This is a genomic window from Gemelliphila asaccharolytica (genome assembly GCF_001553005.1).
GTDB lineage: Bacteria > Bacillota > Bacilli > Staphylococcales > Gemellaceae > Gemelliphila > Gemelliphila asaccharolytica.
Genome location: NZ_KQ959899.1, coordinates 58958 through 85104 on the forward strand (window position 1 = coordinate 58958; position 26147 = coordinate 85104).

General features: G+C 28.5%; 31 protein-coding genes and 2 tRNA genes. 7 read left to right on the forward strand and 26 right to left on the reverse strand.

What is annotated here, in order from left to right:
• Nucleotides 1–8: 8 nt before the first annotated feature.
• The 5 genes from HMPREF1871_RS04605 to HMPREF1871_RS04625 all read right to left on the reverse strand — a co-directional run bounded on the left by HMPREF1871_RS04605 (nucleotide 9) and on the right by HMPREF1871_RS04625 (nucleotide 2896).
• Entirely contained in the window at nucleotides 9–554 is a 546-nt protein-coding gene (locus HMPREF1871_RS04605; protein WP_066130565.1) for a DUF2815 family protein, read from the reverse strand.
• A complete protein-coding gene (locus HMPREF1871_RS04610) occupies nucleotides 544–1668 on the reverse strand; it encodes a DUF2800 domain-containing protein (protein WP_066130567.1) in 1125 nt (374 codons plus the stop codon). Before HMPREF1871_RS04610 ends, HMPREF1871_RS04605 begins: the two co-directional genes overlap by 11 nt.
• A complete protein-coding gene (locus HMPREF1871_RS04615; protein WP_066130569.1) occupies nucleotides 1668–1964 on the reverse strand; it encodes a hypothetical protein in 297 nt (98 codons plus the stop codon). Before HMPREF1871_RS04615 ends, HMPREF1871_RS04610 begins: the two co-directional genes overlap by 1 nt.
• Nucleotides 1906–2157: a hypothetical protein gene (locus HMPREF1871_RS04620; protein WP_066130571.1), complete on the reverse strand. Its 252-nt coding sequence runs from the start codon at nucleotides 2155–2157 to the stop codon at nucleotides 1906–1908. Before HMPREF1871_RS04620 ends, HMPREF1871_RS04615 begins: the two co-directional genes overlap by 59 nt.
• An 85-nt stretch (nucleotides 2158–2242) precedes the next feature.
• Entirely contained in the window at nucleotides 2243–2896 is a 654-nt protein-coding gene (locus HMPREF1871_RS04625; protein WP_198145775.1) for an RNA polymerase sigma factor, read from the reverse strand.
• Between the two features lie 239 nt (nucleotides 2897–3135).
• Between HMPREF1871_RS04625 and HMPREF1871_RS04630 the strand changes: the two genes are divergently transcribed.
• Genes HMPREF1871_RS04630 through HMPREF1871_RS04650 form a run of 5 tightly spaced genes read left to right on the forward strand, consistent with a single transcriptional unit; the run spans nucleotide 3136 to nucleotide 5741 of the window.
• Nucleotides 3136–4050, forward strand: a complete 915-nt coding sequence (locus HMPREF1871_RS04630; protein WP_066130573.1) for a hypothetical protein — start codon at nucleotides 3136–3138, stop codon at nucleotides 4048–4050.
• Complete coding sequence (locus tag HMPREF1871_RS04635; protein WP_066130576.1) at nucleotides 4047–4721, forward strand: hypothetical protein; 675 nt, start codon at nucleotides 4047–4049, stop codon at nucleotides 4719–4721. The genes HMPREF1871_RS04630 and HMPREF1871_RS04635 overlap by 4 nt, the downstream gene beginning before the upstream one ends.
• Nucleotides 4722–4736: 15 nt before the next feature.
• On the forward strand, nucleotides 4737–4931 hold the full coding sequence (locus HMPREF1871_RS04640) for a helix-turn-helix domain-containing protein (RefSeq protein WP_066130578.1): 195 nt from the start codon (nucleotides 4737–4739) through the stop codon (nucleotides 4929–4931).
• Nucleotides 4932–4965: 34 nt separating this feature from the next.
• Nucleotides 4966–5166, forward strand: coding sequence for a helix-turn-helix domain-containing protein (locus HMPREF1871_RS04645; protein ID WP_269746049.1), 201 nt, complete (start codon nucleotides 4966–4968; stop codon nucleotides 5164–5166).
• Between the two features lie 41 nt (nucleotides 5167–5207).
• On the forward strand, nucleotides 5208–5741 hold the full coding sequence (locus HMPREF1871_RS04650) for a PDDEXK family nuclease (RefSeq protein WP_066130582.1): 534 nt from the start codon (nucleotides 5208–5210) through the stop codon (nucleotides 5739–5741).
• 42 nt (nucleotides 5742–5783) lie between these two features.
• Here the strand turns inward: HMPREF1871_RS04650 and HMPREF1871_RS04655 are convergent, their stop codons facing one another.
• The 21 genes from HMPREF1871_RS04655 to HMPREF1871_RS04745 form a co-directional block, all read right to left on the reverse strand.
• Entirely contained in the window at nucleotides 5784–6728 is a 945-nt protein-coding gene (locus HMPREF1871_RS04655) for a DNA-methyltransferase (protein ID WP_066130584.1), read from the reverse strand.
• Nucleotides 6728–6904 (reverse strand): sucrose-6-phosphate hydrolase, encoded by a 177-nt coding sequence (locus HMPREF1871_RS04660; protein WP_066130585.1) that lies wholly within the window; start codon nucleotides 6902–6904, stop codon nucleotides 6728–6730. Before HMPREF1871_RS04660 ends, HMPREF1871_RS04655 begins: the two co-directional genes overlap by 1 nt.
• Nucleotides 6905–6954: 50 nt before the next feature.
• Nucleotides 6955–8427, reverse strand: a complete 1473-nt coding sequence (locus tag HMPREF1871_RS04665) for a HEAT repeat domain-containing protein (protein WP_066130587.1) — start codon at nucleotides 8425–8427, stop codon at nucleotides 6955–6957.
• A 512-nt stretch (nucleotides 8428–8939) separates the two neighbouring features.
• The gene (locus HMPREF1871_RS04670) at nucleotides 8940–9524 is read right to left on the reverse strand and encodes a DUF6037 family protein (RefSeq protein WP_066130589.1); all 585 of its coding nucleotides are present in this window, start codon (nucleotides 9522–9524) and stop codon (nucleotides 8940–8942) included.
• Nucleotides 9517–9891, reverse strand: a complete 375-nt coding sequence (locus tag HMPREF1871_RS06310) for a recombinase family protein (RefSeq protein ID WP_198145777.1) — start codon at nucleotides 9889–9891, stop codon at nucleotides 9517–9519. Before HMPREF1871_RS06310 ends, HMPREF1871_RS04670 begins: the two co-directional genes overlap by 8 nt.
• 6 nt (nucleotides 9892–9897) lie before the next feature.
• Nucleotides 9898–10446, reverse strand: a complete 549-nt coding sequence (locus HMPREF1871_RS06315; RefSeq protein ID WP_198145776.1) for a recombinase family protein — start codon at nucleotides 10444–10446, stop codon at nucleotides 9898–9900.
• 44 nt (nucleotides 10447–10490) lie between these two features.
• Nucleotides 10491–10664 (reverse strand): hypothetical protein, encoded by a 174-nt coding sequence (locus tag HMPREF1871_RS06205; protein ID WP_157058071.1) that lies wholly within the window; start codon nucleotides 10662–10664, stop codon nucleotides 10491–10493.
• Nucleotides 10665–10681: 17 nt separating this feature from the next.
• Entirely contained in the window at nucleotides 10682–12016 is a 1335-nt protein-coding gene (gene rlmD, locus HMPREF1871_RS04685) for a 23S rRNA (uracil(1939)-C(5))-methyltransferase RlmD (protein WP_066130591.1), read from the reverse strand.
• A 12-nt stretch (nucleotides 12017–12028) separates the two neighbouring features.
• Nucleotides 12029–12472 carry an ACT domain-containing protein gene (locus tag HMPREF1871_RS04690; RefSeq protein WP_066130697.1) on the reverse strand — a complete coding sequence of 148 codons (444 nt, stop codon included), beginning with the start codon at nucleotides 12470–12472 and terminating at the stop codon, nucleotides 12029–12031.
• Between the two features lie 8 nt (nucleotides 12473–12480).
• The gene (gene obgE, locus HMPREF1871_RS04695; RefSeq protein ID WP_066130594.1) at nucleotides 12481–13782 is read right to left on the reverse strand and encodes a GTPase ObgE; all 1302 of its coding nucleotides are present in this window, start codon (nucleotides 13780–13782) and stop codon (nucleotides 12481–12483) included.
• A gap of 684 nt (nucleotides 13783–14466) precedes the next feature.
• Nucleotides 14467–14592, reverse strand: a complete 126-nt coding sequence (locus HMPREF1871_RS06455; RefSeq protein WP_269746046.1) for a hypothetical protein — start codon at nucleotides 14590–14592, stop codon at nucleotides 14467–14469.
• A 296-nt stretch (nucleotides 14593–14888) separates the two neighbouring features.
• Nucleotides 14889–15821 carry a metal ABC transporter solute-binding protein, Zn/Mn family gene (locus HMPREF1871_RS04700; protein WP_157058072.1) on the reverse strand — a complete coding sequence of 311 codons (933 nt, stop codon included), beginning with the start codon at nucleotides 15819–15821 and terminating at the stop codon, nucleotides 14889–14891.
• Between the two features lie 95 nt (nucleotides 15822–15916).
• Nucleotides 15917–16804, reverse strand: coding sequence for a phosphate/phosphite/phosphonate ABC transporter substrate-binding protein (locus HMPREF1871_RS04705; RefSeq protein ID WP_232297371.1), 888 nt, complete (start codon nucleotides 16802–16804; stop codon nucleotides 15917–15919).
• Between the two features lie 51 nt (nucleotides 16805–16855).
• A tRNA-Cys gene (locus HMPREF1871_RS04710) sits at nucleotides 16856–16926 on the reverse strand.
• Between the two features lies 1 nt (nucleotide 16927).
• Nucleotides 16928–17003, reverse strand: a tRNA-His gene (locus HMPREF1871_RS04715).
• Nucleotides 17004–17142: 139 nt separating this feature from the next.
• The gene (locus HMPREF1871_RS04720) at nucleotides 17143–17739 is read right to left on the reverse strand and encodes a DedA family protein (protein ID WP_083505644.1); all 597 of its coding nucleotides are present in this window, start codon (nucleotides 17737–17739) and stop codon (nucleotides 17143–17145) included.
• Between the two features lie 131 nt (nucleotides 17740–17870).
• Nucleotides 17871–20165 carry a protein translocase subunit SecDF gene (locus tag HMPREF1871_RS04725; RefSeq protein ID WP_066130598.1) on the reverse strand — a complete coding sequence of 765 codons (2295 nt, stop codon included), beginning with the start codon at nucleotides 20163–20165 and terminating at the stop codon, nucleotides 17871–17873.
• Entirely contained in the window at nucleotides 20155–21006 is an 852-nt protein-coding gene (locus HMPREF1871_RS04730) for a Cof-type HAD-IIB family hydrolase (protein ID WP_066130600.1), read from the reverse strand. Before HMPREF1871_RS04730 ends, HMPREF1871_RS04725 begins: the two co-directional genes overlap by 11 nt.
• On the reverse strand, nucleotides 21003–21398 hold the full coding sequence (locus HMPREF1871_RS04735; RefSeq protein ID WP_066130602.1) for a GtrA family protein: 396 nt from the start codon (nucleotides 21396–21398) through the stop codon (nucleotides 21003–21005). The genes HMPREF1871_RS04730 and HMPREF1871_RS04735 overlap by 4 nt, the downstream gene beginning before the upstream one ends.
• Nucleotides 21399–21435: 37 nt before the next feature.
• Entirely contained in the window at nucleotides 21436–22995 is a 1560-nt protein-coding gene (locus HMPREF1871_RS04740; RefSeq protein ID WP_066130604.1) for a peptide chain release factor 3, read from the reverse strand.
• A gap of 9 nt (nucleotides 22996–23004) precedes the next feature.
• The gene (locus tag HMPREF1871_RS04745) at nucleotides 23005–24507 is read right to left on the reverse strand and encodes a UDP-N-acetylmuramoyl-L-alanyl-D-glutamate--2,6-diaminopimelate ligase (RefSeq protein WP_066130606.1); all 1503 of its coding nucleotides are present in this window, start codon (nucleotides 24505–24507) and stop codon (nucleotides 23005–23007) included.
• Between the two features lie 435 nt (nucleotides 24508–24942).
• On the opposite strand from HMPREF1871_RS04745, the gene HMPREF1871_RS06395 reads away from it, so the two are divergent.
• Nucleotides 24943–25164: a hypothetical protein gene (locus tag HMPREF1871_RS06395; protein ID WP_232297372.1), complete on the forward strand. Its 222-nt coding sequence runs from the start codon at nucleotides 24943–24945 to the stop codon at nucleotides 25162–25164.
• Entirely contained in the window at nucleotides 25146–26117 is a 972-nt protein-coding gene (locus HMPREF1871_RS04750) for a class I SAM-dependent methyltransferase (protein WP_232297373.1), read from the forward strand. The genes HMPREF1871_RS06395 and HMPREF1871_RS04750 overlap by 19 nt, the downstream gene beginning before the upstream one ends.
• The last annotated feature ends 30 nt before the right edge of the window (nucleotides 26118–26147 follow it).

The following is a 26147-nucleotide window of genomic DNA, read 5'->3' on the forward strand; positions in this document are numbered from 1 at the left end:
AAATCCTCCTATGCTAAGAAATCTTCGTCATCATCGTCCATAGCATCGAAGTCATCTGCTGCATTAGACCTATTTCCTAGAGGTTGACCATCTCTTAGCTTTTGAATATTCCCTAGCCCAACCGCTATGCCCTTATTTCCATTTACATTGTAGGCATAGAAATTAAGAGATACTCTTGCATAAACTCCTGAGTAGACTTCACTTCTATCAAGAATTGGTTCTACATTTTTATCCACAATTTGAGGTGCTGTCATAGAGTTAGCATTTAAGAAGTATGCATCAGCATAAGCCTCATCATCTTTTTCCGTGTCACCATCTCTTAATGGAAGTTTGATAGCTTTCTTATTTGGTTTCTTTCCATTAAATTTAGAAAGTCCTTCATCAATAGCAGCATCCACTGCTTTTTCAATTTTTTCGATTGTCTTTTGATCACTCTTTGGGATAATGACAGACACTGAATATCGTTCTTTGCTCCCATTAATTGACTTTGGTTCCCAAACATTTGCATAGCTTAATCTAACTTCTCCAGTAACTATTTTTTTTCTATTTTGCATAATTAAATCCTCCAAATTCTTCTTTTACATTTTCAATTACTACTTCTTCTCGTTTGTCTCTAATGCTTACTAAACTTAACTTCCCTTTTGGTTTTTCTAATAAGTCAGTGATATTATCATCAAAGACTTTCTTACCTAGTAACTTAGTCATCGCTGTAATGCCAAGTAACTTCTCTTCAAAGGGGTTGAATCCCAGTTCTTTTACTTTCTTAATCACTTCATCTTCATCTCTGTATCTTCTATTTGACCTGCCTTCAACCAGTTTTAAATCTTTCCATCTATGACCCTTCATTGCTTTTTCTAAAGCATAGGCCTTGATGTCTTTGACCCATTGTTCCATTTCGTCTAGTCTTGGTAGAATCTCTTCAATTTCATCGTCAGATAGTTCTGGTGGTAGGGTAAATTCTTCTTGTGCTAGTTTTAGATTTTCTTCCGCTCTTTTCCTACATTTATTCTTTGCTTTACAGAAGATGCACCATTCTCCACAAGAGTATTCTCCTTCGCCTCTATATGCTTTCTCAGCAATCTCTCGTACGGTTTCTCCCCACTTATAAAGTTCTATCTTATTGATTTCATAAATTGAGATATTGCATCTTCTTGGTTGATAGATGTGAAGTATTACATTCTCGATATCATAAATGCCATCAAAAAGTGTAAGTGCTCCCAGCCCGTATAACATGAGTTGAGTATTTTCTTTTGCATCGACTAGGACTCCTTGACCATACTTTAAGTCAACTACATGAAGGTCTTCTCCTCCAACAACTACACAGTCAGCTGTACCAAATGACTCCTTAACATATTCTGATAGGTCAAGCCTTTCTTCTACAAAGACTGCAGGATTTTGATATTTACTCACAATTTCCATAACATAGGATGCATAACCTTCAGTAAGTTCTTCCATTTCTTCGTTATAGAACTCTAGGTCTTCTCTTGGATTATTTACATTTTGACCTAACAAAGTTCTAAGTTTGTATTCTGCAAGTGAGTGAGCTGATGTCCCCTCAAGTGCATAAGGACTAATCTCATCTTCATATTTTTGAGAAAGCCTAATGCTTGGTGGACAGTGAATCCATCTATTAGAAGATGATGCTGATAGTATTGCGTGAGCACCCATTACAACTCCTCCGCATCTGCCACCAAGTCTTTATAGTTACTTGGTTCAATCTCAGATAACTTTTTAGCCCCATACTTTTCTAAGAGTTCTCTTATCTTTGCTGTATGACCTAATCTTGATTTGTCGGCTAGTATCTTTCTAACATCTTCAATTTCATAAGTCTTTTCTTCTTGTTTTTCTTTTTCTTCTTTAGGTAATTCCTCATCACTTTCTAAATCTGTGAGCAGGATTCCTATACTAGATGCAAGATTCTCTGCATCTTCTTTGATTTCCATTAGTAGCTTTGTCCTTGACATCTTTTTCTCCTTTCTCGATTTCTCTAATATCCACTGAGTCTACTGTAATTCCCGGTTCTAATAAGTAGATTTGTCTGTATTCTCCAAACAATAATCTGATAAGTTTGCTTGGTAACCTTCTTATTGAACCTTTAAGACCATTGGTTTTTTGTCCCACTTCACTTGTTACATTGATGATTATTTTGTGCCTCATGTTTGCCTCCTTTCTGAAAGGGTCATCTCCCTTACAAATCACAGGCAAAGAAAAAGGACGAGTTTTTAACCTCGCCCTAGAATATTTAAAAATTATTTTTGATTTTCTTCTTCGCCTTGTCCAAATGTTCCTTAACCGCAGCTGAAGATATGTTCATTAAATCTGCAATTTCTGACTGCTTATATCCATCTTCATACATCAGCTTGATTACTAATCTCTGCTTTTCTGTTAATAAGCTTAGTAGATCTTCAATATGGTCCAACCATTCAGGCTTTCCATCTGATTTCTTATCTGCGATAGATGCAATCAGCCTTTTATCCGGGTCAATCTCTCCATCATTATCGAAATCAAGAGATAAGTTATAGTTTCTAGGGAATCTTTCCTCAACTGCTCCTTTCACAATGTCCTCATTGGGTTCGTATCCATTACTTTTTTTAAAGTCGCTTATAAATTCTTTTTTCCACACATCTATTTCAGCTTTCTCTTCTTTAGTTCGCTCAGGTCTTAGATTCTTAAGGTTGTAATAAACCTCGCTATCATCCATCGAGTGTAACATTTTAATATCCAGCTCCGTTACACCATTTTCTCCAGGTTTAATAACAATTATCTTTTCAACGTATTCTCCTTTTTCTGTTCTTTGTGTTGTTGTGTACTTGTAGACCCCGCGGTCTTTTTGATTAGTTTTGTGAATTCTCATTAGAAATCCCTGCCTTTCTTTATTTGCAGAGAGATCTATCACTAAGAATTACTCATATGGTGTTACAGTCTTGTATGCACTTACATATTTTGATATAATTTTATTAAATATGATTTGATATGAATTGTACTAAATTCCTGACTAGCCATAAAAAATTCCTAGAGATTTATCTCTCTAGGAATAACTTGAAGTTTGTGAAGTTTACGGTACATGGTTTATGGGGTTTATTTGGTTTATGAGGTTGATACTTTAATTAATGAGTTTGCAGGAGGCAAATTACTATGAATAATACCTATCCTCGCTTATGTGGTGGAACATTTTTAGTTCTTCTGCTTCGTTCCAAAAGAACTAAAGCTAAAAAAGATATACGAAAATACAGTGCTAACGGTATTACAAACCCTGAATTTCTGAAGGGTTTAATTACGATATTTGATTCCAGTTACTACGAACCATCTGGCTCTTCCTTGGAAACCAACACATCACGTTACAAAAAATGTGAAATTTCCAAAGCTGATTGTTTGCCATTTGATGACAATGCACTAATTACTGCATTTGATAGACAAATTAAAGAAGACTATTACACTCTTTTAGTTAGAATGAAGGAGCTACTTGATTACTTTCTTACCATCGATAAGGCGCCTAAAATAGATGAGCTTGTTTATGGGATTCTTAATCTTATAATAAACGATCACTCTATTAATCAAGACGATGTCTTTTATGCTCTACCTAACGGAACAGGAATAACTAAAAAAGATCTAATATCTACGCTAGACATAAATCTTTATTCACTTATTCTTGGCGTTTGGCATTTCATTTTAACAAGTCGCAAGGATAATAAAATTGGAGCTTCAACGATTAAGTCTTGGCATGAAGAACCTCTTGAAAAAGGTAAGGCTCATATTTTTACTAGTTCAATTGGCAGTACCTATCATCTAGATATAAAAATAAGCACACTCATTGAACAAAATGAGAGTGCTGAGCGTGAAATCAGTGATGAAATTAATAAAGATTTTTTCGAAGAACCTGAAATAGAAATTTTGGATTCTGTTGATGCAAATGAAACATCACAACACCAAGAAAATAAACAACCTACAATTAACAATCAGTTTATTTTCAATCAATCTGGCAGTGGCGTAAACATAGGGCAAGCTACTAACGTAATTATAAAAAATGGAAAGGTGGTCGATGCTAAATGAACAACGATTTAGATATTGCTAAAACCGAATCCAATCTTCCATCAGAGAAAACAAACATATATAACTTCGAACAATCTGGACAAGGAACTAATATAGGGTTAGCAAAAAATGTTCATAATACAACTGTAAATATTATGCTTCCGGTAAGCAATGGTACAATCGCTACCCCTACCTTTATTCAAAAAACAATCAATATGGAGTATTTCAATTTATTTGTCATTTTAGGTGAACAATATGATAAGTCATACTTTATTGTAGATATAAAAAGAGAATTAACAATTACGGAGGGTACGGCAAAATCCATTCATGATAAACTGGCTTCCTTTTCTGAAGAAGCGAAAGCCGAAATTATGTCATACCCTTGTATATTTGCTAATGAGAACTACAGATATAGCCCACCAGAAATACCACCTAGTGGACCTCAAATGGCCCAGTATGGCTTTATCACCAAAATACAACAATTGCATAATGGAGATTTGAAAATATATTTCCAATCATTAGCTATGTGCTCTATTCCACAAGATTTACTAAACACAATGGTTTCTGAATTAGATTTACAGGGAAATGAAAAAGTAAACGAACTTGATCGAACACACTGGTCGATAAAAAATGTAAATATTGTAGAAGAACTGAAATTAAAAGGTATTAGCCTATTAATTCCATCCATATAATAAACGGAGGTTAGCATGGCAGAATTAAATCAAGAAATAGAAAAATGGGTAAACCTTGAAGATATTGCTGACCATTTAAGTGTCAGCAAAGATACTATAAGAATCTGGATAAAAGATGGTAAACTCCCCTTTTATAAAGCTGGGAAAATGTATAAGTTTAAAATTTCTGAAGTAGATGAATGGGTTCGAAAAGGAAGAATTACAGAATAAATTAATGGAGGTATGCAATGAATGAAAAAATCACATCAGCTATAACAAGTTATGGAAGTTATTAATTGACAAGAATATGTATCGCAAAGATTTACAGGAATTTGCCGGAATCAACTCAGCTTCTATTGCCAAACTTGGAAACGGCAGCAATATTACCACAGATATTCTTCTGAAAATTTGTAAAACCCTAGATTGTCATATAGAAGATATTCTTGAAACGATAGATGAAAAGTAATACTGTATCAAAACTAATATAAAGATATAAGGCGGACGATTATGTCATTTTACGATGATAATCACAAAAACGAAATAGCCAAAATCAACAGATTATGGGCGAATTTAACAGAGCTAAATAAGCTTGCAAAAACCTATGGTATTCCTGACATATTTCAGGATAATGGAGCAAAAGTTCTGCAACAATTAATTTATCTAAACATGTCTATACTTCCAGGTAGAGAAGGTAATGACTGTATTTCAGCAAGCGGTACAGAATGGGAAATGAAATCTATAAATTTAGAGACTTCAGCCTCCGGCTTTAGTACAAACCATCATACCACACACTACATTATTGCTAAATATAGACAAGTTCCTTGGACTTTTGCGATCTATCATGGCATAACACTTACTGAAATGTATGTCATGACTCCATCTATGCTTGAACCATTATATCAGCATTGGGAAGAAAAGCTACAAACAATGGCACACCTAAATAATCCAAAAATCCCTGTAAAATACGTGCGCGAAAACGGAATAAAGGTGTTTCCAATCAACGAAAATAATCCCTTTGATCCTGATTCAATTAACTCATAAAAAAAGCCTCGGTTCAAAATAAATATCTTGAACCGAGTTTTTTTATATGGATACATCATTTCCATTTAAAATTTCATCATACATTCTCTTTGCTTCATCTTCATTCTGAGCAAATCTAAACACCGATGCAGCAACATATTCTTGTGATAATTCAAAACTCATCCAGCGTCTTCCTAATCCCTGAGCTGTCATTCCTGTTGTATTGCTTCCCCCAAATATATCTACAACTAAGTCACCCTCGTCAGTTAAAAATTTTATAAAAAATTCAGGTAATGCCATAGGAAATCTTGCTGGGTGTCCTTTTACACCACACTTTTTACAATATCTAAGATATTGGCTATTACTCTCACTATTAGGAAACTGCAGCATATTAGGCGGAATAGCTCCACCATTATCCTTAGCCCAAGAATCAATAGTTAAAACATGCCCTGATGGACGTTCAACACTTGAACCCTTTATATAATTTTCTGGATGATCTATGAGGTTTTGCATCCTGCTTGAATAAGGGGTTAAAACCTTTCTTACATCCGCCTTACATTCTCTAGGATTCTTACAAAGCCACCACACTGTATTAACAGATGTCTTTGCTCTAAGTTTTCTTTTATTTACCCATTCAATCGGTGCTGGTAAAGCCGATGGATTATGCCAATAAAACGGTTGAGCCAATTTGAATCCAATTTCATCAACCATTTTGATGAGAGTTCTAAATTGATACAAGCTATATGATGGCTCCCCTTTTTCATACGCACCACCTATGTCAATAACAAAACTTCCGTCTTCTCGTAGCTTTTTATATACCAAACTTGCAAACTGGCATAGCCAATCAACATATTTCTCTTGTTCCTCATTACCGTATGCTTTTTTTCTTTGTAGTGCAAACGGCGGACTTGTTACTACTAAGTTAATACTTTCATCTTCAAACTTTGCGAGTTCATCTAATGAATCTCCGCATATGCACTGACCAAGATTCGTAGAATATCCACTCATCACTGATTACCTTCCTTTTTCTTTTTTAATATAATTTCATCCGCTTCAGAATCATAAAAAACATCAAAAATAGTTTTTCCTTTCTCAGCTTTTACATTTTCAAGTATTGCCTTAGGCATTCTTACTCTCATATCTTGCTGTAGGACATAACTATCTAAGTATATTCTATTCTGCATAGCTTCACCTCCTAGACTAATTATAGTCTAACATTAGTCTAAAGTCAACTTTATAAGCTTTGTTTTCTCAAAAAATCTATAGCTCCACTCCTATATTGATCCACTGATGATTCACTATAATTCCACAAGTCTTTTATCATCAAAAATCGTTCAGTTGAAACCAATTCTATTGCATTCTCCAGACTGGCAAACATATCTTTTCCTCGCAAGCCTATAATCATCGAACACCATTTTTTTTGATCTTCTGATGTACAATTAGAATATAGATTTACGAGTTTATCCGGAGCTACCATCTCAGATTCTGTTAATATCTTTAAGACAATACCACCAGAAATATCATCAGTGATACTCTCTACTAAATATTCCATCAGATCGTTATCATAATTTTCAATTATATGAGCCATTGCATGAGCCGCCACATTGTCATCGTCACAAGACGAGATTTCAATTATCTTTTTTACATAATCGTTTTTTACTGCTATCCCCCATGCAGCAGCAGATCTTAATTCTGTATCCAGACTTGAATCTAATGCCAATCGGCATAACATATCTGAAGCAACATCTGCATCGGATAATTCACCTAAAATTAAGACATATTCAAATCGATACATCTGCTCTTCCAAATTCATTGCATAATTATAGAATTCATCCCATAAATCTTCCCCCAATCGAATTAAAGAAGAATAAATTTCCAGTTTAATTCTGTCATCTTGCTCATGGTTTTTTAAATCATACAATGCATCAACATATTCTTGCTTCTTTTCAAGATAACCCAATGCTTTAACGCCTGCATAACGAACTTCTTTCGAATCACTACTTAAATCATTCAAAAAATTATAAGTAATGCTACAAGTGTGCATATCCTTTTTTTCATCTGGAGCACCAGCTATCATGTACTCGTTTGCCTTAAAGATATCCCCTACACTACAATAAACGTGATAGCCCTTTTCTTTTTTCAATGAATATGTATATTTTGATCCATCTTCATACTCTAACTTAATTTGATATTTTTCATCTGATTCAATAATGTCCTTAACAGTACCATTCTTTTTAGGTATGCAAGTTGGCCAAATTCGATCCCTTTCGGCACCTTCTCCGGCAGATTTTGCTGGTCCTAATTTACTAAATCCTACACTTGCTCTCATGTTTCTTGCTTCGAAATAATTTGTTTCGCTTCCAGGGAACCAATTATCACCTTCATGAGAACACTGTATAAATGCAACAACATCGTGGTCACCCAAGCCCGCATCCCATCTTCTGTCAGGATTATTTTCGTTATCAGACATTCTCACATCCAGTTTCGATTTTGCTCTTGATTCAATACGACAACCGCATTTTAGACAGATAAGATCTGGTAATCTTAATCTTTTAATTTTTGTTGACCAAATCTTATTAGATGTACTGTATCTCTCAAGCTCAATAACATTATGTCCACAGCTATTGAGCTGGCGTACAACCTCTTTAGACGAAACAGCCCCCATACTTATTTTTTCCAGAAAACTCCAGTCTGCTTTAAAATTCATCTTTTTCCTCCTCTAATATCTAAAAAAGCCTTTGTACTATGTAGTATAAAAGCACAAGCTCTAAACTATAAAGAATAATAACTTTCTTTCAGCAACTTAGCTTATCTTATATTTTAGTATATCCCCTTAACCGTATTACTAGAACATCGTAGTTCTTTGTAATTCTTAGCATTAAAAGTGAACCCACCCTTGCAGTAGGGTTCACTTTTATCTGACATCAAAACCTTAGTGTCAACCCTATCAAATAGACCAGTTCTCACAAAGTCAAATTCAAAGATAAAAATTAATGTCATATTCGGACCTAATCTGAGCATTTAACGATAGAACCTAAATAAGCCTTTGAAATAAAGGTTTTTATGCCTTTGCTATGCCCACTTTTGACATCAAGACGACACTCTCGACATGTGATAGTTAGGTTATATCCTATCTGTTTTTTATAATAGAATATAGCAATTTATAGCCATTTTGTATTATAATTATCTCCTCTAGCAATTATTTTGATTAGACTATTTTTACATTGTGTATATGTCATTTATTTTATTAATTTCCTCGTCTTTATCAATAGCAGTCCATCGTGAACTGATATTTTTCTTCTTACAAAGTTCTGCTAGTTCATCTCCAAAAGCACTTCTCGTTTTTTCCAAATTCCCATCTGTTACATTGTTCACTATATTGTTTTTCCAACCACAAAAATATATTTTATTGGGTTTTTCAATTTCTCTATGTGAAGCTGCTATCACAATTACGTCTTTATAGTTTGGGGTGTTATTACAATTTTCTGGAATATTATTATTTAAAGATCTAAAAAAGTCATTTGGTTTAAATTTATGATTCGGGTCATATTTTAATTCTAAATATTCTATTAATTTATTATAATCTTCCATATAGCTTGAAGTTTCATATTTATTGTTTATTTTCAACTCAAATGTAATGGGTTTGTCTCCTAACGTTGATAAATAAAGTCTGTAAGGTAAAATATCAGTTATAAATATGCAACTAAATCCTTTTTCATTATATCTAAATGGAAAAACCACTCTTTCCATGTCATTTAGTTTCATATTATTATGCAGAGATTCTAAAGCTGTAAATTTAAACATTTTTATTGTCCTCCTTTAATCTAGAGCTATATTTTCTACTCTTCCTAACATTGTCCTCATCAAGGTTACTCCTACTTGATTTTTCTTCTTGAACTTTATTAAATACTTCCTCTGTAATAATTGCTTCATGATTGTCTTTTAGAAGGTAATAATTTTCTTTACTTACTGAATCTAAGAGTTTCACAGAACCTGTATACTTTTCATTTTCTAACATGGTCTCAATACTTCTTTTTGGCCATTTGTTTTTCCCTTTTGGGGATTTAATCTTTTCCTTTTCAAGTTCTTTGACAATGCCTATGACACTTTTCCCATCTAAGTACCAATTAAATATTTTCCTGACTACTTTTGCTTGTTGGAAGTTTATAATTAGTTCTCAATTCTCATCATGATCATAGCCATAGCACTTTCGGTTATAAAGCTTTGATGTGCCTTGTGCTGCTCTTTGCTTTAGACCCCATTTTATATTTTCACTTCGCTGTTCGTTTTCTGATTGTGCCAAAGATTCCATAATGGATATGATTATATCTGTATCATCTTCTTGGCTATCTAAGTTTTCTTGTTCAAAGATAATCCTTGCACTGGCTTGCTTAATTACTTTTAATGCTTCTAAAGCATCTACTGTATCTCTACCAAATCGACTCACGCTCTTTGTAACAATTATATTAACGTCTTCTTTCTTTATGTCTTCAAGCATTCTTAAGAATTCTTTTCTACTTGATTTAGTTTTTCCTGATGCAATATCAATGTAAATATCTACAAGTTTCCAATTAGAGTAATGTGATGTAAGTCTAGTTAAAGCAGATATTTGTGCCATCAAACTATTTAACTGGTCTTTATCTGTCGTGCTGACTCGCGCATAGATTCCTACTCGCTGGATTTGGAATTGTTTTTTAGGTAATATCAGATTTATTTTTTTATTCATATTGAACTCCTTAATTCAACCTAATTACTAGTATATCATTTTTATTATATGATAAGTAGCCTAATATTATCCATTCTGTTCACTCCACCTAAAATATCCATAGTGTCTACACACCCTGCAATAATCAACACTTGAAATGTTCCCACAAGGTATTTTTCAAATAGAAAAATGGCTTTTAAGATTTCTTCTAAAACCCTAAAAGCCATTGATTTCAGCACTTTTATAGCCTCTTATTCTATTTTCTTGTCATCAATACTACACTCTCCACGTGAGGTGTTTGTGGAAACATATCTACTGGTTGTATTTCCCTTGCATAATATCCTTTTGTTTTAAGAAATTTCATATCCCTTGCTAATGTTGCAGGGTTGCAGCTTACATAAACTATTTTTTCTATATTCATATCAACTAAATTTTGTAAAAATATTTCTTCACATCCTTTTCGTGGAGGGTCTACTACAACTACGTTTATTTTTTCTGATTTTAATAATGTTGAAATTTTTTCTTCTGCTTTTCCTAATATAAAAGTTACGTTACTAATATTATTCAATTTGGCATTTTCTTTTGCATCTCTTATCGCAGATTCAACAACCTCTATTCCATATACTTTTTTTGCTTTTTTTGCTAAAAATAAACTTATAGTTCCTATTCCACAATATGCATCTAAAATAATATCATTACTATCTAGTCTTGCAACGTCTATAATTTTATTATATAGTTTTTGAGTTTGAATTGGATTTATTTGATAAAATGATTTTGGAGAAATTTTAAGTTTTAAATCTTCTATTTCATCTATTATAAAATCTTCTCCATATAATAAATAACTTTTTTCTCCTAAAATAACATTAGTATTTTTATCATTTATGTTCAATATTATCCCTACTATTTTGTCACTAATTTTTTTTATATTAGATACGAATTTATCAAGTTTTTTAAACTTGTTTTTTGATATTAAAACTACCATTATTTCGCTTTTAGACTTATTTGTTCTAAACATTATGTGCCGTAGAGAACCTTCTTTTGTATCCTCATCATAAATAGATATATTCATGTCGTTTATTATTTTCCTAATTTTATTTGTCAAATAATTATGTTCTTGAAATTGAATTTTACAATCATAAATATCTTCTACGTCATGTGTTCTACTTTTATAATAACCCATCTTAACTATATCTTTATACCTTTTTACTGGTAAAACAGATTTGTTTCTATAATATATAGGATTTTCCATTCCAATAGTATTTAATATTTTTATTTTTTCATCTTTTAAGGTTTTTTTTATTATATTTTTTACTTTTTGTGTTTTAAAATTCAACTGTTCTTCGTAATTCATATGCATAATACTAGCACCTGAAGTTTTTTCTTTTACTTCTAATCTTTTTTTTGATGGATTAATAACTTCTTCTAATATTGCATATCCAAAATTTTTTTTTATTTTAACTACCTTAATTTTTACTTTTTCACCGACTATTACGTTTTCAACAAAAAAAGGAAAATTTTCTTTTTTTACAATTCCAAAACCATCATGTGTATAATCTACTACTGTAGATATAAATTCATCATTTTTTTCCATATTCCTCCTTATTTATATACTAACTCCAATAACCTTTACTTTATTTACATGTTTTAAATTAGATAATAAATGCTTAATTTTTTCAATATCGGTTATTTCTAAATTTATATTAAGTGAAATTATAATTGTTGCTCTTTCATTTATAGGAACAGTTTGATGTATAGTTATTATATTTCCATTTTCACAATGAATTATTTTCAATATTTTCCCTAATATTCCTGGTATATCATCTACATGTATCGATAAAGATAGTATAGATTCTTTTTTAAAATCTTTTAATGGATAAATTGTGTCTTTATATTTATAAAATGCACTTCTACTTAATCCGTATTTTTTAGAAACTTCTTGAATTGATAATTTTGGATTTTTTTCTAATTCATTTTTAATTATAATAGTTTTTTGCACAGCTTCTGGTAAAACATCTTCTCTTATTATGTAATATTTTTTATTTTTCATATTCATACTTATTCTATAAATTCAAATTCACCTTTTAATATTTTAACTATATCCCCATTTTTGCATCCTTTTTTTCTAAGAGCCTCATCTACTCCCATTGATCTCATTTGTTTTGCAAATCTTCTAATTGACGAATCTCTATTAAAATCAGTCATTTTAAATGCTCTTTCTATTCTAGATCCTTTTATTACATATGCACCTTTATCATCTCTTGTTATTGTGAATGTTTCATCGCTTTTAGTATGCTTATAAATTACTCGATTTTCTGTTATATTTTCTTTTTCAGATTTTTCTTCATTATTGTTTTCTATTTCATCTAAAGTATCTGCTATTTTATATAATAATTTATCAATATTAGATTTTGTGTACGCTGAAATTTCTATGATTTCTATATTTTTTTCTTCTTTCAATATTTTTTCTTTGAATTTCAAGAGATTTTCATTTGATTGTGCAATGTCCATTTTATTTGCTACAACTATTTGTTTTCTTTTCATCAAATTAATATTATATTTTTTTAGTTCGTTATTAATTATCTTATAATCTTCATATGGGTCACGTCCTTCAGAAGATGACATATCTAAAACATGCACTATAACTTTCGTTCTTTCTATATGTCTTAAAAATTTATGTCCTAAACCGCTTCCTGTACTTGCTCCTTCTATAAGTCCTGGCAAGTCTGCCATCACAAAACTTCTATTGTCTTTTGTTTCTACTACTCCTAAATTAGGTGCCAAAGTAGTAAAATGGTATGAAGCTATTTTTGGTTTTGCTTTTGATGTTACAGATAATATTGTTGATTTTCCTACTGAAGGAAAGCCTACTAGTCCTACATCAGCCATTAATTTAAGTTCTAATATTAGATTTCTTTCTTCTCCAGGTTCTCCATTCTCTGCTATTTCTGGTGCTGGATTTGATGGTGTTGCAAATCTGCAATTACCTCTTCCTCCTCTTCCTCCTTTAGCAACTACTACTTCCTGATTATTTTCAACCAAATCTGCAAGAATTTCTTTTGATTCTTTATCTCTTATAATAGTACCTACCGGAACTTTTAGAATTAAATCTTTAGATTTTCTTCCGTGCATTCCTTTACTCATTCCATTTTCGCCACTTTTAGCAATGAATTTTTTTTGATATCTATAATCCATAAAAGTTCTGATTCCTTCGTCAGCTTTAAATATTACATCAGAACCTTTTCCTCCATCTCCACCTGCTGGTCCTCCTTTAGGAACATATTTCTCTCTTCTAAAAGCTACTATTCCATTACCGCCATCACCTGAACGAATATATATACTTACTTCATCTATAAACATTTTTTTACCTCTCAATAAATACTACTAAATTCTATTATTATAACATAATCAGCGTTAACTATTCAAGAAAAGTTCATGACTTATCAAAAGCTTATATAACAAGATTTTTTTATTTTTAAAAGAACATAAAAATCTAGTAAATTGCATAAATATTACATAAAATTAAAATTCTTTAAAAAATATTTTAATAAATTAAAAAAACTAATTAAATATACTAATATCTAACAAATATTAAAAAATATATAAAGTTTTATTTCTTAATAAGGTTATTTTTTTGTTAAAAATAACAAAAAACTATTTATACAGAAAAAAAATATAAGCAAAATAAAAAAAAATAAACTACTATATATAATTTTAACAATAAGTATTCTTGAATTGTTAAATAAAATAATAGAGTTTATCTCTAGATTAATCGATTATGATAGAGACTTTTAAATAAGCCTTGCCTACTCGTCGGTATTATACATGAAAAAAGACAATAATACAACAGACAAATTACTAAAAGCAATAATAGTAGTAATTAGTATAATTTCAAATATCCTAATATAATTAATATAATATGTTTCTTTACTATTATATTTATTAGATTCTATATTTAAAGTCTACTTAATGTTTTAAAAAAATGTTGATAATATCTTCTTTTTTTAAATTTAATAAATTTTTTATTTTATAAATTTCTGTTATCTACCACGGTGTACGTCCTTTTATCTTATTAGGAAATGTAACATCACAACATCCTAACTCTTTTGCGATAAAACTTTTCTTATATCCACTATCTTCTATTTTTTCATTTAATTTTCTATATTCCACTATATCGCCCCCCTTTTACTATTTTTTATTTTTAAAATATTTATAAAGTTGATAAGCTCCTGTACTTAAAAAGGAAAAAGCTACCCAAAATTTAAAACTTATTATAATAAAACGTTTTTTAAATCACTTTAATTAGTTTTACTTTTTATTTTCTATATATTATCTTATACATGCTTATTATTTTTGAAATTTTATTTATAATTTTTTAATCAAGTATAACTTTTAACAAAGAAAAAAGAAAGTAAGAAATCATATTCTTACTTTCTAAAATTTTAAAGGATTTTTTTAAAAGGATATTATTTTAAAGCTTTTACTATTGTATCAATATTAGCTTTAGCAGTTTTTATGTAATCTTCAGAATCATGTTCTTTATCCCCAAGTGAATCTGAATATAATTCTCCACCTATTGATATCTCATGTCCCTTAGATTTTACCGCACTTTGTAAAGATTTAATTGTTTTTTCAGGAACTGATGATTCCACAAAAATTGCTTTAATGTTTCTTTCCACTATTTTTTTAGACAGATTTTCTATATCAGCTGTTGTTGCCTCTGTTTCTGTACTAACTCCTTGAATAGATAAAACATCAAAACCATATCTATCTGCAAAGTAGCTAAAAGCGTCGTGTGCTGTCACTAAAGCTCTTTGAGATTTAGGAATTTCATTAGCTTTATCCATAATATATTTATCTAATTCATCTAATTGAATTTTGTAATTATCAAAATTTTGAGTAAATGTATTTTTATCTTCTGGATAAAATTTTCCTAATTCTTCTGAAATGTATTTTCCTACCCCACTCCAGATATCTGTATCAAACCAAATATGTGGATCTGGATTTCCATCTTCTTCTGTTTTCAACTTATCTTTAGGGACAGATTTACCTGCTTCTATTACTTTTTTACCTTTTAAATCAGCAAATACTTCTCCCATTTTTCCTTCTAAGTGTAAACCTTGATATACTACTACATCTGCTTTTTTTAATTTTTCTATATCTGAAGCTGTTGCAGTATATAAATGTGGATCAACTCCTTCTCCCATTAATCCTTCTACCTCTACTTTTTCGCCTCCAATATTTTGTATCATATCTTTAAGCATAGTAGTTGTTGTTACTATATGTATTTTATTACCACTTTTTGTCGTAGAAGCATTATCAGTTTTTTTACTACATCCAGTAAAAATTAATACAAATACCAACAATATAGATAATATTGATAAAAATTTTTTGTTCATCATCTTCCTCCTGAATTAATTATAAAGAATTTTATCTTTACATTGTAATTATAACTGATAATCATTATTAAGTAAATAGGTAATATAAATTTTTTTTATTTTACTTTTTCTAAATCTACATTCATTGTTTTAGCTACTTCTATAACATTATTATATGACTGCTCATTAACTTCTTCAAATCCTGTAATGGAAAATAATTTTGTAAACAAGTCCATGATTTCTTTATCGTCTTGCATTGATATCAAAGTTTCTTTTATTTTTTTCTGCATTTCATTATCTAAACTATTTGATACAGTAACAGTCACTCCTGGTATTAATTCACTTGTTGCTATGACTTTTAAATCCTCTTTTATATTTGGAAAATCTTTTGAATATTTATCAAGTACTCCTTCAAATGTACCTATAGCATCCACATCTCCTAATTCTAAAAGTTGAACACTTTTATCATGACCACCTGTAAATAAAACTTTAACATCTTTATCTAAATCTATTCCTTTATTTTTAATCATAGATGCCGGATAAATATATCCTGATGTTGATGATTCATCAACAAAACCTAAAGTTTTTCCTTTTAAATCAGCAATATTATTTATATTAGAAGATTTTTTTGCCAATATAACAGATTTATACCCTGGTACTCCTGTTTTCCCCTTTGCTGTTAAGATATTTTTTGCTGTACCCTTGTTAGTTGCAAGTAAAGAAGAAAATGGAGGTATAAATGCAAAATCAACACTACCGCTATTCAAACCTTCAACAACTCCAATATAACTACTTGCTGTGAATATTTCTACTTTTCTTCCTAACTTTTCTGATAACTTTTTAGCAATAGGTTCAGTATCTTCCACTAATTTTTCATTGTTTTTTAAAGGAACAAAGCCTAATTTCAATGTTTTTTCCTTTTCGTGTTTATTTCCACAACCTGTTATACTTATAATAAATGTTATAGCTAACAATAAAAATAATATTTTTTTAATTTTTTTCATATTTTTCTCCTTATTATTTTTTTATAATAAAAAAAGACACTTTTTTCAAAAAGGCGAATACCGGATTTGAACCGGTGATCAAGGTTTTGCAGACCCGTGCCTTACCACTTGGCTAATTCGCCATGGGGCGATTGATGGGAATCGAACCCACGTGTGTCGGAACCACAATCCGATGCGTTAACCACTTCGCCACAATCGCCAAAATACAACATTAACATTATATATTTTTTGCATTAAAATGTCAATACTATATTTTATTTAAAGTTCTAATTGAAAATATATTAGCTATATTTATTAAATATATTTTTATACCTATATTTTATCAAATAGCTAATAAATTATCTAACTGTTTTTCTATTTTTTTTATATATAAAATAGAAAATCACTGCTAATATAACTATTATAACAAAAATTATTCCATATTTATGTAGTAATTTAAATATATATTCCCAGCTAGGTCCCAAAACAACACCTACTGTTATAAATGTTGTTACCCATAAAATTCCTCCTATAGTAGAATAAATATGAAATTTTTTACTATTAATTTTTGTTATTCCTGAAAAATATCCTAGAATATGTCTTACTCCTGGTAAATAATAAGCTATAAATATAACTACATTTCCATATTTATTAAAAAATTTTGATGCTTTTTCCATTCTTATTTTAGTTAAACCTATATAACTGCCATATTTATCTATAGCTTTAGTACCTAATCTTCTTCCTACTTCATAAGACATTTGCATTCCTATTATTGTTCCTAATGAAGCCGATAATACCATTAATATGTAATTAGAGTGACCATAATACCCCATTACACCTGCTAAAACCATCATAGTTTCTCCGGGTATTGGTAATGCTACAAATTCTAATATAAGTGAAAAAAATAATATTAGATAAACATGATTAGTTAATAGTTTAAATAAAGTTTCTTCCATTATAAGATCCTTTTCTTGATAATTTTGAATATTTATATTATATAATATTTATTTTTTAAAAACAACCTTGATAAAAAACCACATTTATAAAAAATCTAAAAATAATTTTCTATAAACATGGTCTTATTATATTATACTAATACTTTATGATTTTCTGCTCGTTCTTTATACTGTTTTTTTTCTTTTATTTCTATTTTTCCTTTTTTTCTTAACTCTTTCACTTTAAGGACTGCCCATAACTGTGCAGCTATAAATAAAGAAGAGTATAATCCAAATATCAAACCTATTAGTAATGCAATGTTAAATGTAAATATAGCTTTACTTCCTAATAATAACATTATAATAACTGTTATTAGTACGGTTATTACTGTATTTATAGATCTTGATAATGTTTGTCTAAGAGAAACATCTACTATTTTATAAATTTGCTCTTTTGTTTTTATTATTTTTTCATATTTCAAATGTTCTCTTATTCTGTCAAATGTAACTATTGTATCATTTATTGAATAACCTACTATTGTAAGAACTGCTGCAATAAATGTAATGTCTATTTCTAATCTCAATATACTAGATATAAATATTATAACAGCGACATCATGTAATAAAGCTATTATACTTGTAACTCCCATTCTCCACTCAAACCTTAATGCTACATATATTATAATTCCTATAGAAGCATAAATTAAAGCAAACATAGCATTTTTTGCTAATTCTTTACCTATTACTGGAGATACTACACTTAAATTAGTCCCTTTTTGATATTTTTTATTAAAGTAGTCTTTTATTTCAATAGATTTATCTTGTTCGAAACTTTGTTTTACATGTATAGTAACTTGTTTTTTATCGGGAGATAATACCATTTTTTCTTCTTTTATTTTTAGATTATCTAAATCTTTTTTTATTTGCTCAGTTTCTAATTGAGAGTTACTCATAACGTCTATTCTTGTCCCACTTGAAAAGTCTATACCTAGATTTAATCTAAATACTGAAAGAGATATAATACCTGCTAACATTATTATTGTACTAAAAGCAAAGAATTTTTTCATGTTTTTTGTAAAATTTAATTTATCAAATTTTGTTGTCAAACTTAACGAATTTACAGGTACTTTTGTTTTAATTATATGTTTTTTATTAACCCCAAATAGCCATGTTTTTTCATTAAATATATTTGAATTTACTAACAAGCTTAACAATATTCTAGTTCCAAAAACTGCAGTTATAAAACTTACAACTATTGTTAGTAATAACATAGTGGCAAATCCTTTTACACTACTTGTTCCAAAAATAAATAACACTATAGCTGCTATAACTGTAGTTAATTGAGAGTCAAAAATTGTCCACAATGACTGTTTAGCCCCATCTAAATAAGATTTTTTTAACGAATATCCCGCTCTCAACTCTTCTTTTATACGCTCATACATTATTATATTGGCATCGACAGCCATACCAACTCCTAATATTAAAGCTGCTATCCCAGGTAGTGTCAAAACTCCTGAAATTAAATTGAAAAATACTATAACTATATATACATATAAAATTAACATTATACTTGCTATAATTCCTGGTAATTTATAAAGAACTAGCATAAATAAGCATATAATAGCTAAAGATATAACACCTGCAAACACTGTTTTATTTAATGCGTCTACACCAAATTGTGCCCCTACTGAATTTGAATAAATTTCTGTTAATTTTACTGGTAATGCTCCTGAATTTAGCAATGCAGCTAACTCTTTAGCTTCCTTAACTGTGAAATGCCCTGTAATTTGAACATCTTTTGAATTAATTGTTTGAGTAACTTGTGGTGCTGATACAAATTTAGGTTGTCCTTTTTTTTGAATTTCTTTTTTATAGCTATCTCCATCAGCAAAATCCATCCAAATTACCATTAAATTTTGACCAGCGGGTTTTTTGCTTATCTCAGAAGTTATTTTCCCAAATTTTTCTGCATCTTTTAATTTTAACGATACCATTGGTTTTGATTGTTGATCAAAACTTTGCGTTGCTCCATTTTCTTCTAAATCAGAACCATCTAATAATATATTATCGTCTACATCTCTTATTGTTAAATTAGCTTGTGTTGATAACACTTTTCTTGCAGTTTCCTGATCTTTTATTCCAGCAAGTTCTACTCTTATCCTATTACCTGACTCTACAGTAATTACTGGCTCACTTACTCCTAAAATATTTATACGTCTTCCTATAGTATCTGAAGTAGCTTTTACAGCAGCTTCATTTATTTGATCTCTATCTTTTAAAGGATCTACTTGATATAAAACTTCAAATCCTCCTTGTAAATCTAGTCCTAAATTAACTTTATTTAAATTAGGCTTGTATGTTAATAATATACTTGTTAATATTATGGCTATTAATATTATACATGAAAAAACTCTACCAATTTTCTTTTCATATCTTCTATTTCTCATATTCTTCTCCTATTTTATTTAAATAATCTTCTATATATTTTAAAATTGAATAATCATTATTACTTCCTATGACTTCATCACATATATCTCTAATTTCTTTTTTTGCGTTGATAGGACAAATCCCTTTTCCTACCATCTCAAGCATATCTATATCATTAAATCCGTCACCAAAAGCTATAGCATCATCTATCTTCAAGTTATAATAATCTGCAACTTTTTGTATTCCATTTGATTTACTTGTGCCTTTAGAGCTTATATCAAAAAAATTATCTGCTGAAAATCTTCCTTCTACATCTATTTTTTCTTTTATTTTATCAAAAATTTCTTCCAAAATTCTTTTATTGTCAGAATATATCATGACTTTATAACATTTATCATTATTCTTTTCAATAGATGATATAACATCTTTTTCTATTATTACAGGTGTTTTATACTTGGCATTATTTATTTTTTCATACTTTCTTATTCTTTTAATATTGTTAGAATATTTGTCACAATATATATAATTAGGAGTATATAAATGAAATTCTACTGTCCCATCTGTATTTTTTAAATATGTGTCATGTATTATTTCAATTTCATTCATATTTAAATGTTTTTCATAGATTATTTCTCCTGTTTTTTGATTTCTTATAAAACTACCATTACAAGAAATAGTTAAATCTTCTAAGCCCATTTCATTATAATAATTCTTAACAGCTATATCTGCCCTTCCGGTAGCTATTATAAATTTTATACCTTTGTCTTTTAATCTTTTTATTACTGATTTAGAATGAGGACTTATCTTTTTATCATCATCTAAAAAAGTTCCATCCATATCTGTAACAAACCATTTTGTCATAATTTCTCCTTTTTAAAAACAAAATATTTACTTATAATATAATTTCCTACTATAACAACTACTTGCATTATAATTTTTGAATTAAAATCCTCAATCCCTATAAATACAAATAATTCTAAACCTAATATCTCTATTAACATGGTTATTAACCTTGATGAAAAAAATTTAATTAATTCTTTGATAATTTCTTTCATTTTTTTTAAGTTTGATAAAAATACATATTTTGCATTTGTAAAGTATGCAAATATTATTGATATTGTTATTGATATTAAATTAGATATAACTCTTTCTACCCCTACTTTGGTTAAAATGTAATATATTATAATATTTACAAAAGTTGTCATTATACCAAAAAATATATAATTAAATATTGCTGTGTATTCCTTTTTTATTAAATAATCTTAATATTTTTTTGTTTTTTTATAATTTTTATAATAAACTGTATAATTTTATATCTTTATGTTTTTCTTCAAACCATCTTAAAGCAAACTCATTTTCAAAAAGGAAAACATAATTATCTTGTAGATCTTTTACTAAAATACTTCTTGATGATGACATACTTTCATCAATTTCTTTTTCATTTTCTACGAAACGAGCTGTTTTTTTACCTATATACTCCATAACAACTTCTGTATTATATTCATGTTTCATTCTGTGCTCAAATACTTCAAATTGTAATTGACCTACAGCTCCTAAAATAATTTGATTTGTATATAAAGTTTTATAATATTGTATTGCTCCTTCTTGAACTAATTGTTCTATTCCTTTATGAAAATGTTTTTGTTTTAAAACGTTTTTAGCCGAAACTTTAACAAATATTTCTGGAGTAAATGAAGGTAATTTTTCATATTCTAATTTTTTATTCTTATATAAGGTATCTCCTATTTGATAATTTCCTGTATCATAAAGACCTACTATATCTCCTGGATAAGCTACATCTATAGTTGATTTATCATCTGCCATAAAATTTGTAGATCTAGATATTTTTATTTTTTTGTTATTTCTTGCTAAAAAAACATCCATTCCTCTTTCAAAAATTCCTGAACATATTCTTAAAAAAGCTATCCTATCTCTATGTTTTGGATCCATATTTGCTTGTATTTTAAAAATAAATCCAGAAAAATCTTCTGATAATGGGCTAGTATTATCACCATCTATCGTTTTTCTTTCTTTTGGTGTTGGTGCAGTGTCTATATAATAGTTTAAAAAGCTTTCAACTCCAAATGAAGAAAGTGCGGACCCAAAAAATACCGGAGTTTGCTCTCCTATCATTTGTTTATTATAATCATACTCATAACCTGCTTCTGCTACTAATATCATATCTTCTACACATTTTTTATACATAGAATCATTTGATATTGTATGGTCCTTTACTATATTATAATTTTTATCTAATTCTATAAAACTTTCTTCTCTAAATGGTTCTATATAATGATTTTTTCTATCCATTATTCCAAAAAAATTTTTTCCCATTCCTACTGGTAAATTCATAGGATATGTTTCTATTTGTAATTTTTCTTCTATTTCTTGTAATAAATCTAAAGGATCTTTTATCTCTCTATCAAGTTTATTAATAAATGTAAATATAGGTATTCCTCTCATCTTACATACTTTAAAGAGTTTTAGAGTTTGTGTTTCTATCCCTTTTGCACCATCTATAACCATAACTGCACTATCTACTGCCATCAAAGTTCTATATGTATCCTCTGAAAAATCTTCGTGTCCTGGTGTATCTAATATATTTATAATTTTCCCATCATAATCGAATTGCATTACTGATGAAGTTACAGAAATACCTCTTTTTTTCTCTATATCCATCCAGTCACTTTTGGCAAATTTTCCAGTTTTTTTTCCTTTTACAGTCCCCGCTTCTCTTATAGCTCCACCAAATAAAAGTAATTTTTCTGTTAGTGTTGTTTTACCAGCATCTGGGTGGGATATTATTGCAAATGTTCTTCTTTTTAGTACTTCTTCTTTAATATTATTCACAAATAATTTTTACCTTTCTTTATTATATTTTTTTCTAGCCTCTTGAATACAAACTTCTGGATCACAGTGCCAAACTTTTTTTCCTCCTGCTAGTATTTCATAATCCTCTCTGCCTTTCGATGCTAAAATAATAACATCTCCAGGTCTTGAAATTTCTACTATTCTTTTAACTGCATCTGTTCTAAACCAAACTTTTTCGTAATTATTATGTTTCATTCCTTTTTCAATGCTATTCATTAGAACATTTACATCTTCATCTCTAGGACTATCAGTAGTTATTATTACATAATCTGCTTCTGATATTATATTGCCTATTAAAGGTCCTTTTGATAAATCTCTTCCTCCTCCCATACCTGTAAGAAGAAGAGTTCTTCTATTTTTTCTTATTTCTCTTGTAGCCTCTAATAACTTTTTATATCCATCAGGAGTATGTGCAAAATCACTTATTATATCAATAGGTAATTCACCAGAAATTATTTCCATTCTTCCCAATAAAGGTGGTAAAACTTCTATGGTTTTTATTATTTTATTCAAATCAATTCCTTTTAGCCAAACAGCTATGATGCTAGCCATCATGTTACTAACCATAAAATCGCCTATAAAAGGCATCTTACATACAAAATCGCCTTCTGGAGTTTTTAATTCAAAGTTAGTATAAAACTTATTGTTTTCAGATACCATTTTTATATTATAAGCAAAAAAGTCTGCATTTTTATCTTTTATAGAATATGTTATCTCTTCATGATACAAAGATTTAGACATTTTTCCATAATATTTATCATCTAGATTTAAAACACCATATTTTTTTTCTAATAAATTGTTACCCAAAGTTGAAAAAAGTAGAGATTTATCATGAGCGTAATTTTCCATTGTTTTATGAAAATCAAGATGCTCATGTGTTAGATTAGTAAATATTGCTATATCTATTGGCACATTATAAATTCTTCCTAAAACTAAAGCGTGTGAAGATGCTTCAAATGCAAAGTTATTTATTCTATTTTTCTTTATTTCTCTTATTTTTTCATGAAGAATAAGGACATCAGGAGTAGTATTACCCAAATATTTTGGTTTTTCATCATTCATACAAAATCCATTTGTCCCCATATAAGAACTTTTTTCTCCAAGTTCTCTCAGTATATTATGAATTAAAGTAGTAATACTTGTTTTTCCATTTGTTCCTGTAACAGCAACTGTATTTATATCGTAAGATAGATTATTTATTAAAAAACTAATCTTACTAGCTACTTTATTTACTTCTTTTTCTTTTACAACTACAACACAAGTATTTTTATATGAATAACATTTATCTTCACTTGCTATGATTAGTGTAGCACCTTTTGAAATAGAATTTTCTATAAAATCATGTCCGTCTACTGTATATCCTACTTGTGCAACAAAACAAAAATTTTTGCCAACCTTACGTGAATCATTTGTTATTCCTTTAATATCATTTGGGACTATTCCATAAATTTTTTTTATTTTTATATTTTTTATTATATCTTCTATATTCATAACTCTTACCTTTACAAAAATTACCAAATTTTATTATACCACTTTAAATGATATTACTCAATATTACTAAAAATTTACAAAATTTATTTTTTATACATTATGAATATATAATATAATTTTTTTCTCAAAAACAAAAAACTTAGCAAGGAAAATAAAGTTTTTTAACTAAAACCACTCTTAACGACAATATATCCAAAATTTTCATTCATATTTTCCGATGCTTTTATTATATTTTCGAAAAATATTTTCAAAACTTTTTCTTATTTGAAACAAGGAAGCATCATAAAAATCATACTTATTACTTCTAATATTTTTTTATTTATATAATAAATTACATATTATCGTCAAATTTTTTTATATTTAATTGATAGAATTTGATTTATTATTATATTAATTTTGTGATATTATTAATTTATAAGAATTTTAGGAGAAATTATGAATAAAGAAGAAATTATTTTAAAAATAATAGAAAAAATAAAAAAACAAGATATTTCAAAAATTACTTTCTCTAATATTAGAGAAAAAAATATGGAGCTTAAAAAAGTTATTGGGAAAATAATATTAATTAGAAATAAGCCACATATACAATTTGAATATATATATAAGAGAATTATTAAACATAAAAATATATATATATATTGGAAAATGACATTCTAATTCAAGAACTTGAATCTTTATTTCTTATATCTAAAGATATAAATTTTAAAACATCAAATGAAGAAATATCTATAAAAGTGTCTAAAAAATTTAAAATTAATGTTAATACAAAATTTAAAAATAACAAAATAATAGTTAAACAGCATAACAATGAAAAAAAATATATTCTTTCAGCTGAAAAAATTTATCCTTTTCTAATAGAATTATCAATTCAAACTTATAATGGAATAATAAAAAAAGATAAATACAACAAATTTAAACAAATAAATAAATATTTAGAATTTATAAATGATAGCATAAAGCACATAGATAAAAAAAATAAGATAACTATAATAGATTTTGGGTGTGGTAAAAGTTATCTTACTTTTTCTCTTTATTATTATCTAACTGATATATTAAATCTTGATGTTGATATTTTTGGAATAGATTTGAAAAAAGAAGTTATAGATAATTGTAACAATATAGCCAAAAAGTTAAATTATAATAATCTGAAATTTATTTATAGTGACATATCTAATTTTAATATTAGTCAAAAAATAGATATAGTAATTAGTTTACACGCTTGTGACATAGCGACTGATATAGCCATATTAAAAGCTATTAAATGGAAAGCAAATTCTATTCTTGCAGTTCCATGTTGTCATAAGGAAGTCAATAAGCAAATAAATAGAAATTATTTACCTATTATGTTAAAACATAATATTATAAAAGAAAAATTTTCTACTCTTTTTACAGACTCTATAAGAAGTGAAATTTTAGATGCCTGTTCGTATAAATCTGATATTGTAGAATTTATTTCAGAAGAAAACACTCCTAAAAACATTCTCATAAGGGCTTATAAAAGAGATAAATTTATAGACTTCGATAAAATAAATAAAATTGAACAATATTTAAAATCATTGGATATAACAATGTATCTAATAGATAATATAAAAAAAGAAATGAAAAATTAAAATATTATTTTTCATTTCTTTTTTTTTGAA

What these genes read in the sequence shown, in the direction of transcription:
- HMPREF1871_RS04620 (WP_066130571.1), bottom strand. Translation starts at nt 2,157, where the DNA reads ATGAGGCACAAAATAATCATCAATGTAACAAGTGAAGTGGGACAAAAA.
- HMPREF1871_RS04635 (WP_066130576.1), top strand. Translation starts at nt 4,047, where the DNA reads ATGAACAACGATTTAGATATTGCTAAAACCGAATCCAATCTTCCATCA.
- HMPREF1871_RS04605 (WP_066130565.1), bottom strand. Translation starts at nt 554, where the DNA reads ATGCAAAATAGAAAAAAAATAGTTACTGGAGAAGTTAGATTAAGCTAT.
- HMPREF1871_RS04665 (WP_066130587.1), bottom strand. Translation starts at nt 8,427, where the DNA reads ATGAATTTTAAAGCAGACTGGAGTTTTCTGGAAAAAATAAGTATGGGG.
- HMPREF1871_RS04650 (WP_066130582.1), top strand. Translation starts at nt 5,208, where the DNA reads ATGTCATTTTACGATGATAATCACAAAAACGAAATAGCCAAAATCAAC.
- HMPREF1871_RS04610 (WP_066130567.1), bottom strand. Translation starts at nt 1,668, where the DNA reads ATGGGTGCTCACGCAATACTATCAGCATCATCTTCTAATAGATGGATT.
- rlmD (WP_066130591.1), bottom strand. Translation starts at nt 12,016, where the DNA reads ATGGAAAAAAATGATGAATTTATATCTACAGTAGTAGATTATACACAT.
- HMPREF1871_RS06315 (WP_198145776.1), bottom strand. Translation starts at nt 10,446, where the DNA reads ATGAATAAAAAAATAAATCTGATATTACCTAAAAAACAATTCCAAATC.
- HMPREF1871_RS04730 (WP_066130600.1), bottom strand. Translation starts at nt 21,006, where the DNA reads ATGACAAAATGGTTTGTTACAGATATGGATGGAACTTTTTTAGATGAT.
- HMPREF1871_RS04720 (WP_083505644.1), bottom strand. Translation starts at nt 17,739, where the DNA reads ATGGAAGAAACTTTATTTAAACTATTAACTAATCATGTTTATCTAATA.
- HMPREF1871_RS04745 (WP_066130606.1), bottom strand. Translation starts at nt 24,507, where the DNA reads ATGAATATAGAAGATATAATAAAAAATATAAAAATAAAAAAAATTTAT.
- HMPREF1871_RS04640 (WP_066130578.1), top strand. Translation starts at nt 4,737, where the DNA reads ATGGCAGAATTAAATCAAGAAATAGAAAAATGGGTAAACCTTGAAGAT.
- HMPREF1871_RS04705 (WP_232297371.1), bottom strand. Translation starts at nt 16,804, where the DNA reads ATGAAAAAAATTAAAAAAATATTATTTTTATTGTTAGCTATAACATTT.
- HMPREF1871_RS04690 (WP_066130697.1), bottom strand. Translation starts at nt 12,472, where the DNA reads ATGAAAAATAAAAAATATTACATAATAAGAGAAGATGTTTTACCAGAA.
- HMPREF1871_RS04655 (WP_066130584.1), bottom strand. Translation starts at nt 6,728, where the DNA reads ATGAGTGGATATTCTACGAATCTTGGTCAGTGCATATGCGGAGATTCA.
- HMPREF1871_RS04700 (WP_157058072.1), bottom strand. Translation starts at nt 15,821, where the DNA reads ATGAACAAAAAATTTTTATCAATATTATCTATATTGTTGGTATTTGTA.
- HMPREF1871_RS04660 (WP_066130585.1), bottom strand. Translation starts at nt 6,904, where the DNA reads ATGCAGAATAGAATATACTTAGATAGTTATGTCCTACAGCAAGATATG.
- HMPREF1871_RS04670 (WP_066130589.1), bottom strand. Translation starts at nt 9,524, where the DNA reads ATGTTTAAATTTACAGCTTTAGAATCTCTGCATAATAATATGAAACTA.
- HMPREF1871_RS04630 (WP_066130573.1), top strand. Translation starts at nt 3,136, where the DNA reads ATGAATAATACCTATCCTCGCTTATGTGGTGGAACATTTTTAGTTCTT.
- obgE (WP_066130594.1), bottom strand. Translation starts at nt 13,782, where the DNA reads ATGTTTATAGATGAAGTAAGTATATATATTCGTTCAGGTGATGGCGGT.
- HMPREF1871_RS04615 (WP_066130569.1), bottom strand. Translation starts at nt 1,964, where the DNA reads ATGTCAAGGACAAAGCTACTAATGGAAATCAAAGAAGATGCAGAGAAT.
- HMPREF1871_RS04725 (WP_066130598.1), bottom strand. Translation starts at nt 20,165, where the DNA reads ATGAGAAATAGAAGATATGAAAAGAAAATTGGTAGAGTTTTTTCATGT.
- HMPREF1871_RS06395 (WP_232297372.1), top strand. Translation starts at nt 24,943, where the DNA reads ATGAATAAAGAAGAAATTATTTTAAAAATAATAGAAAAAATAAAAAAA.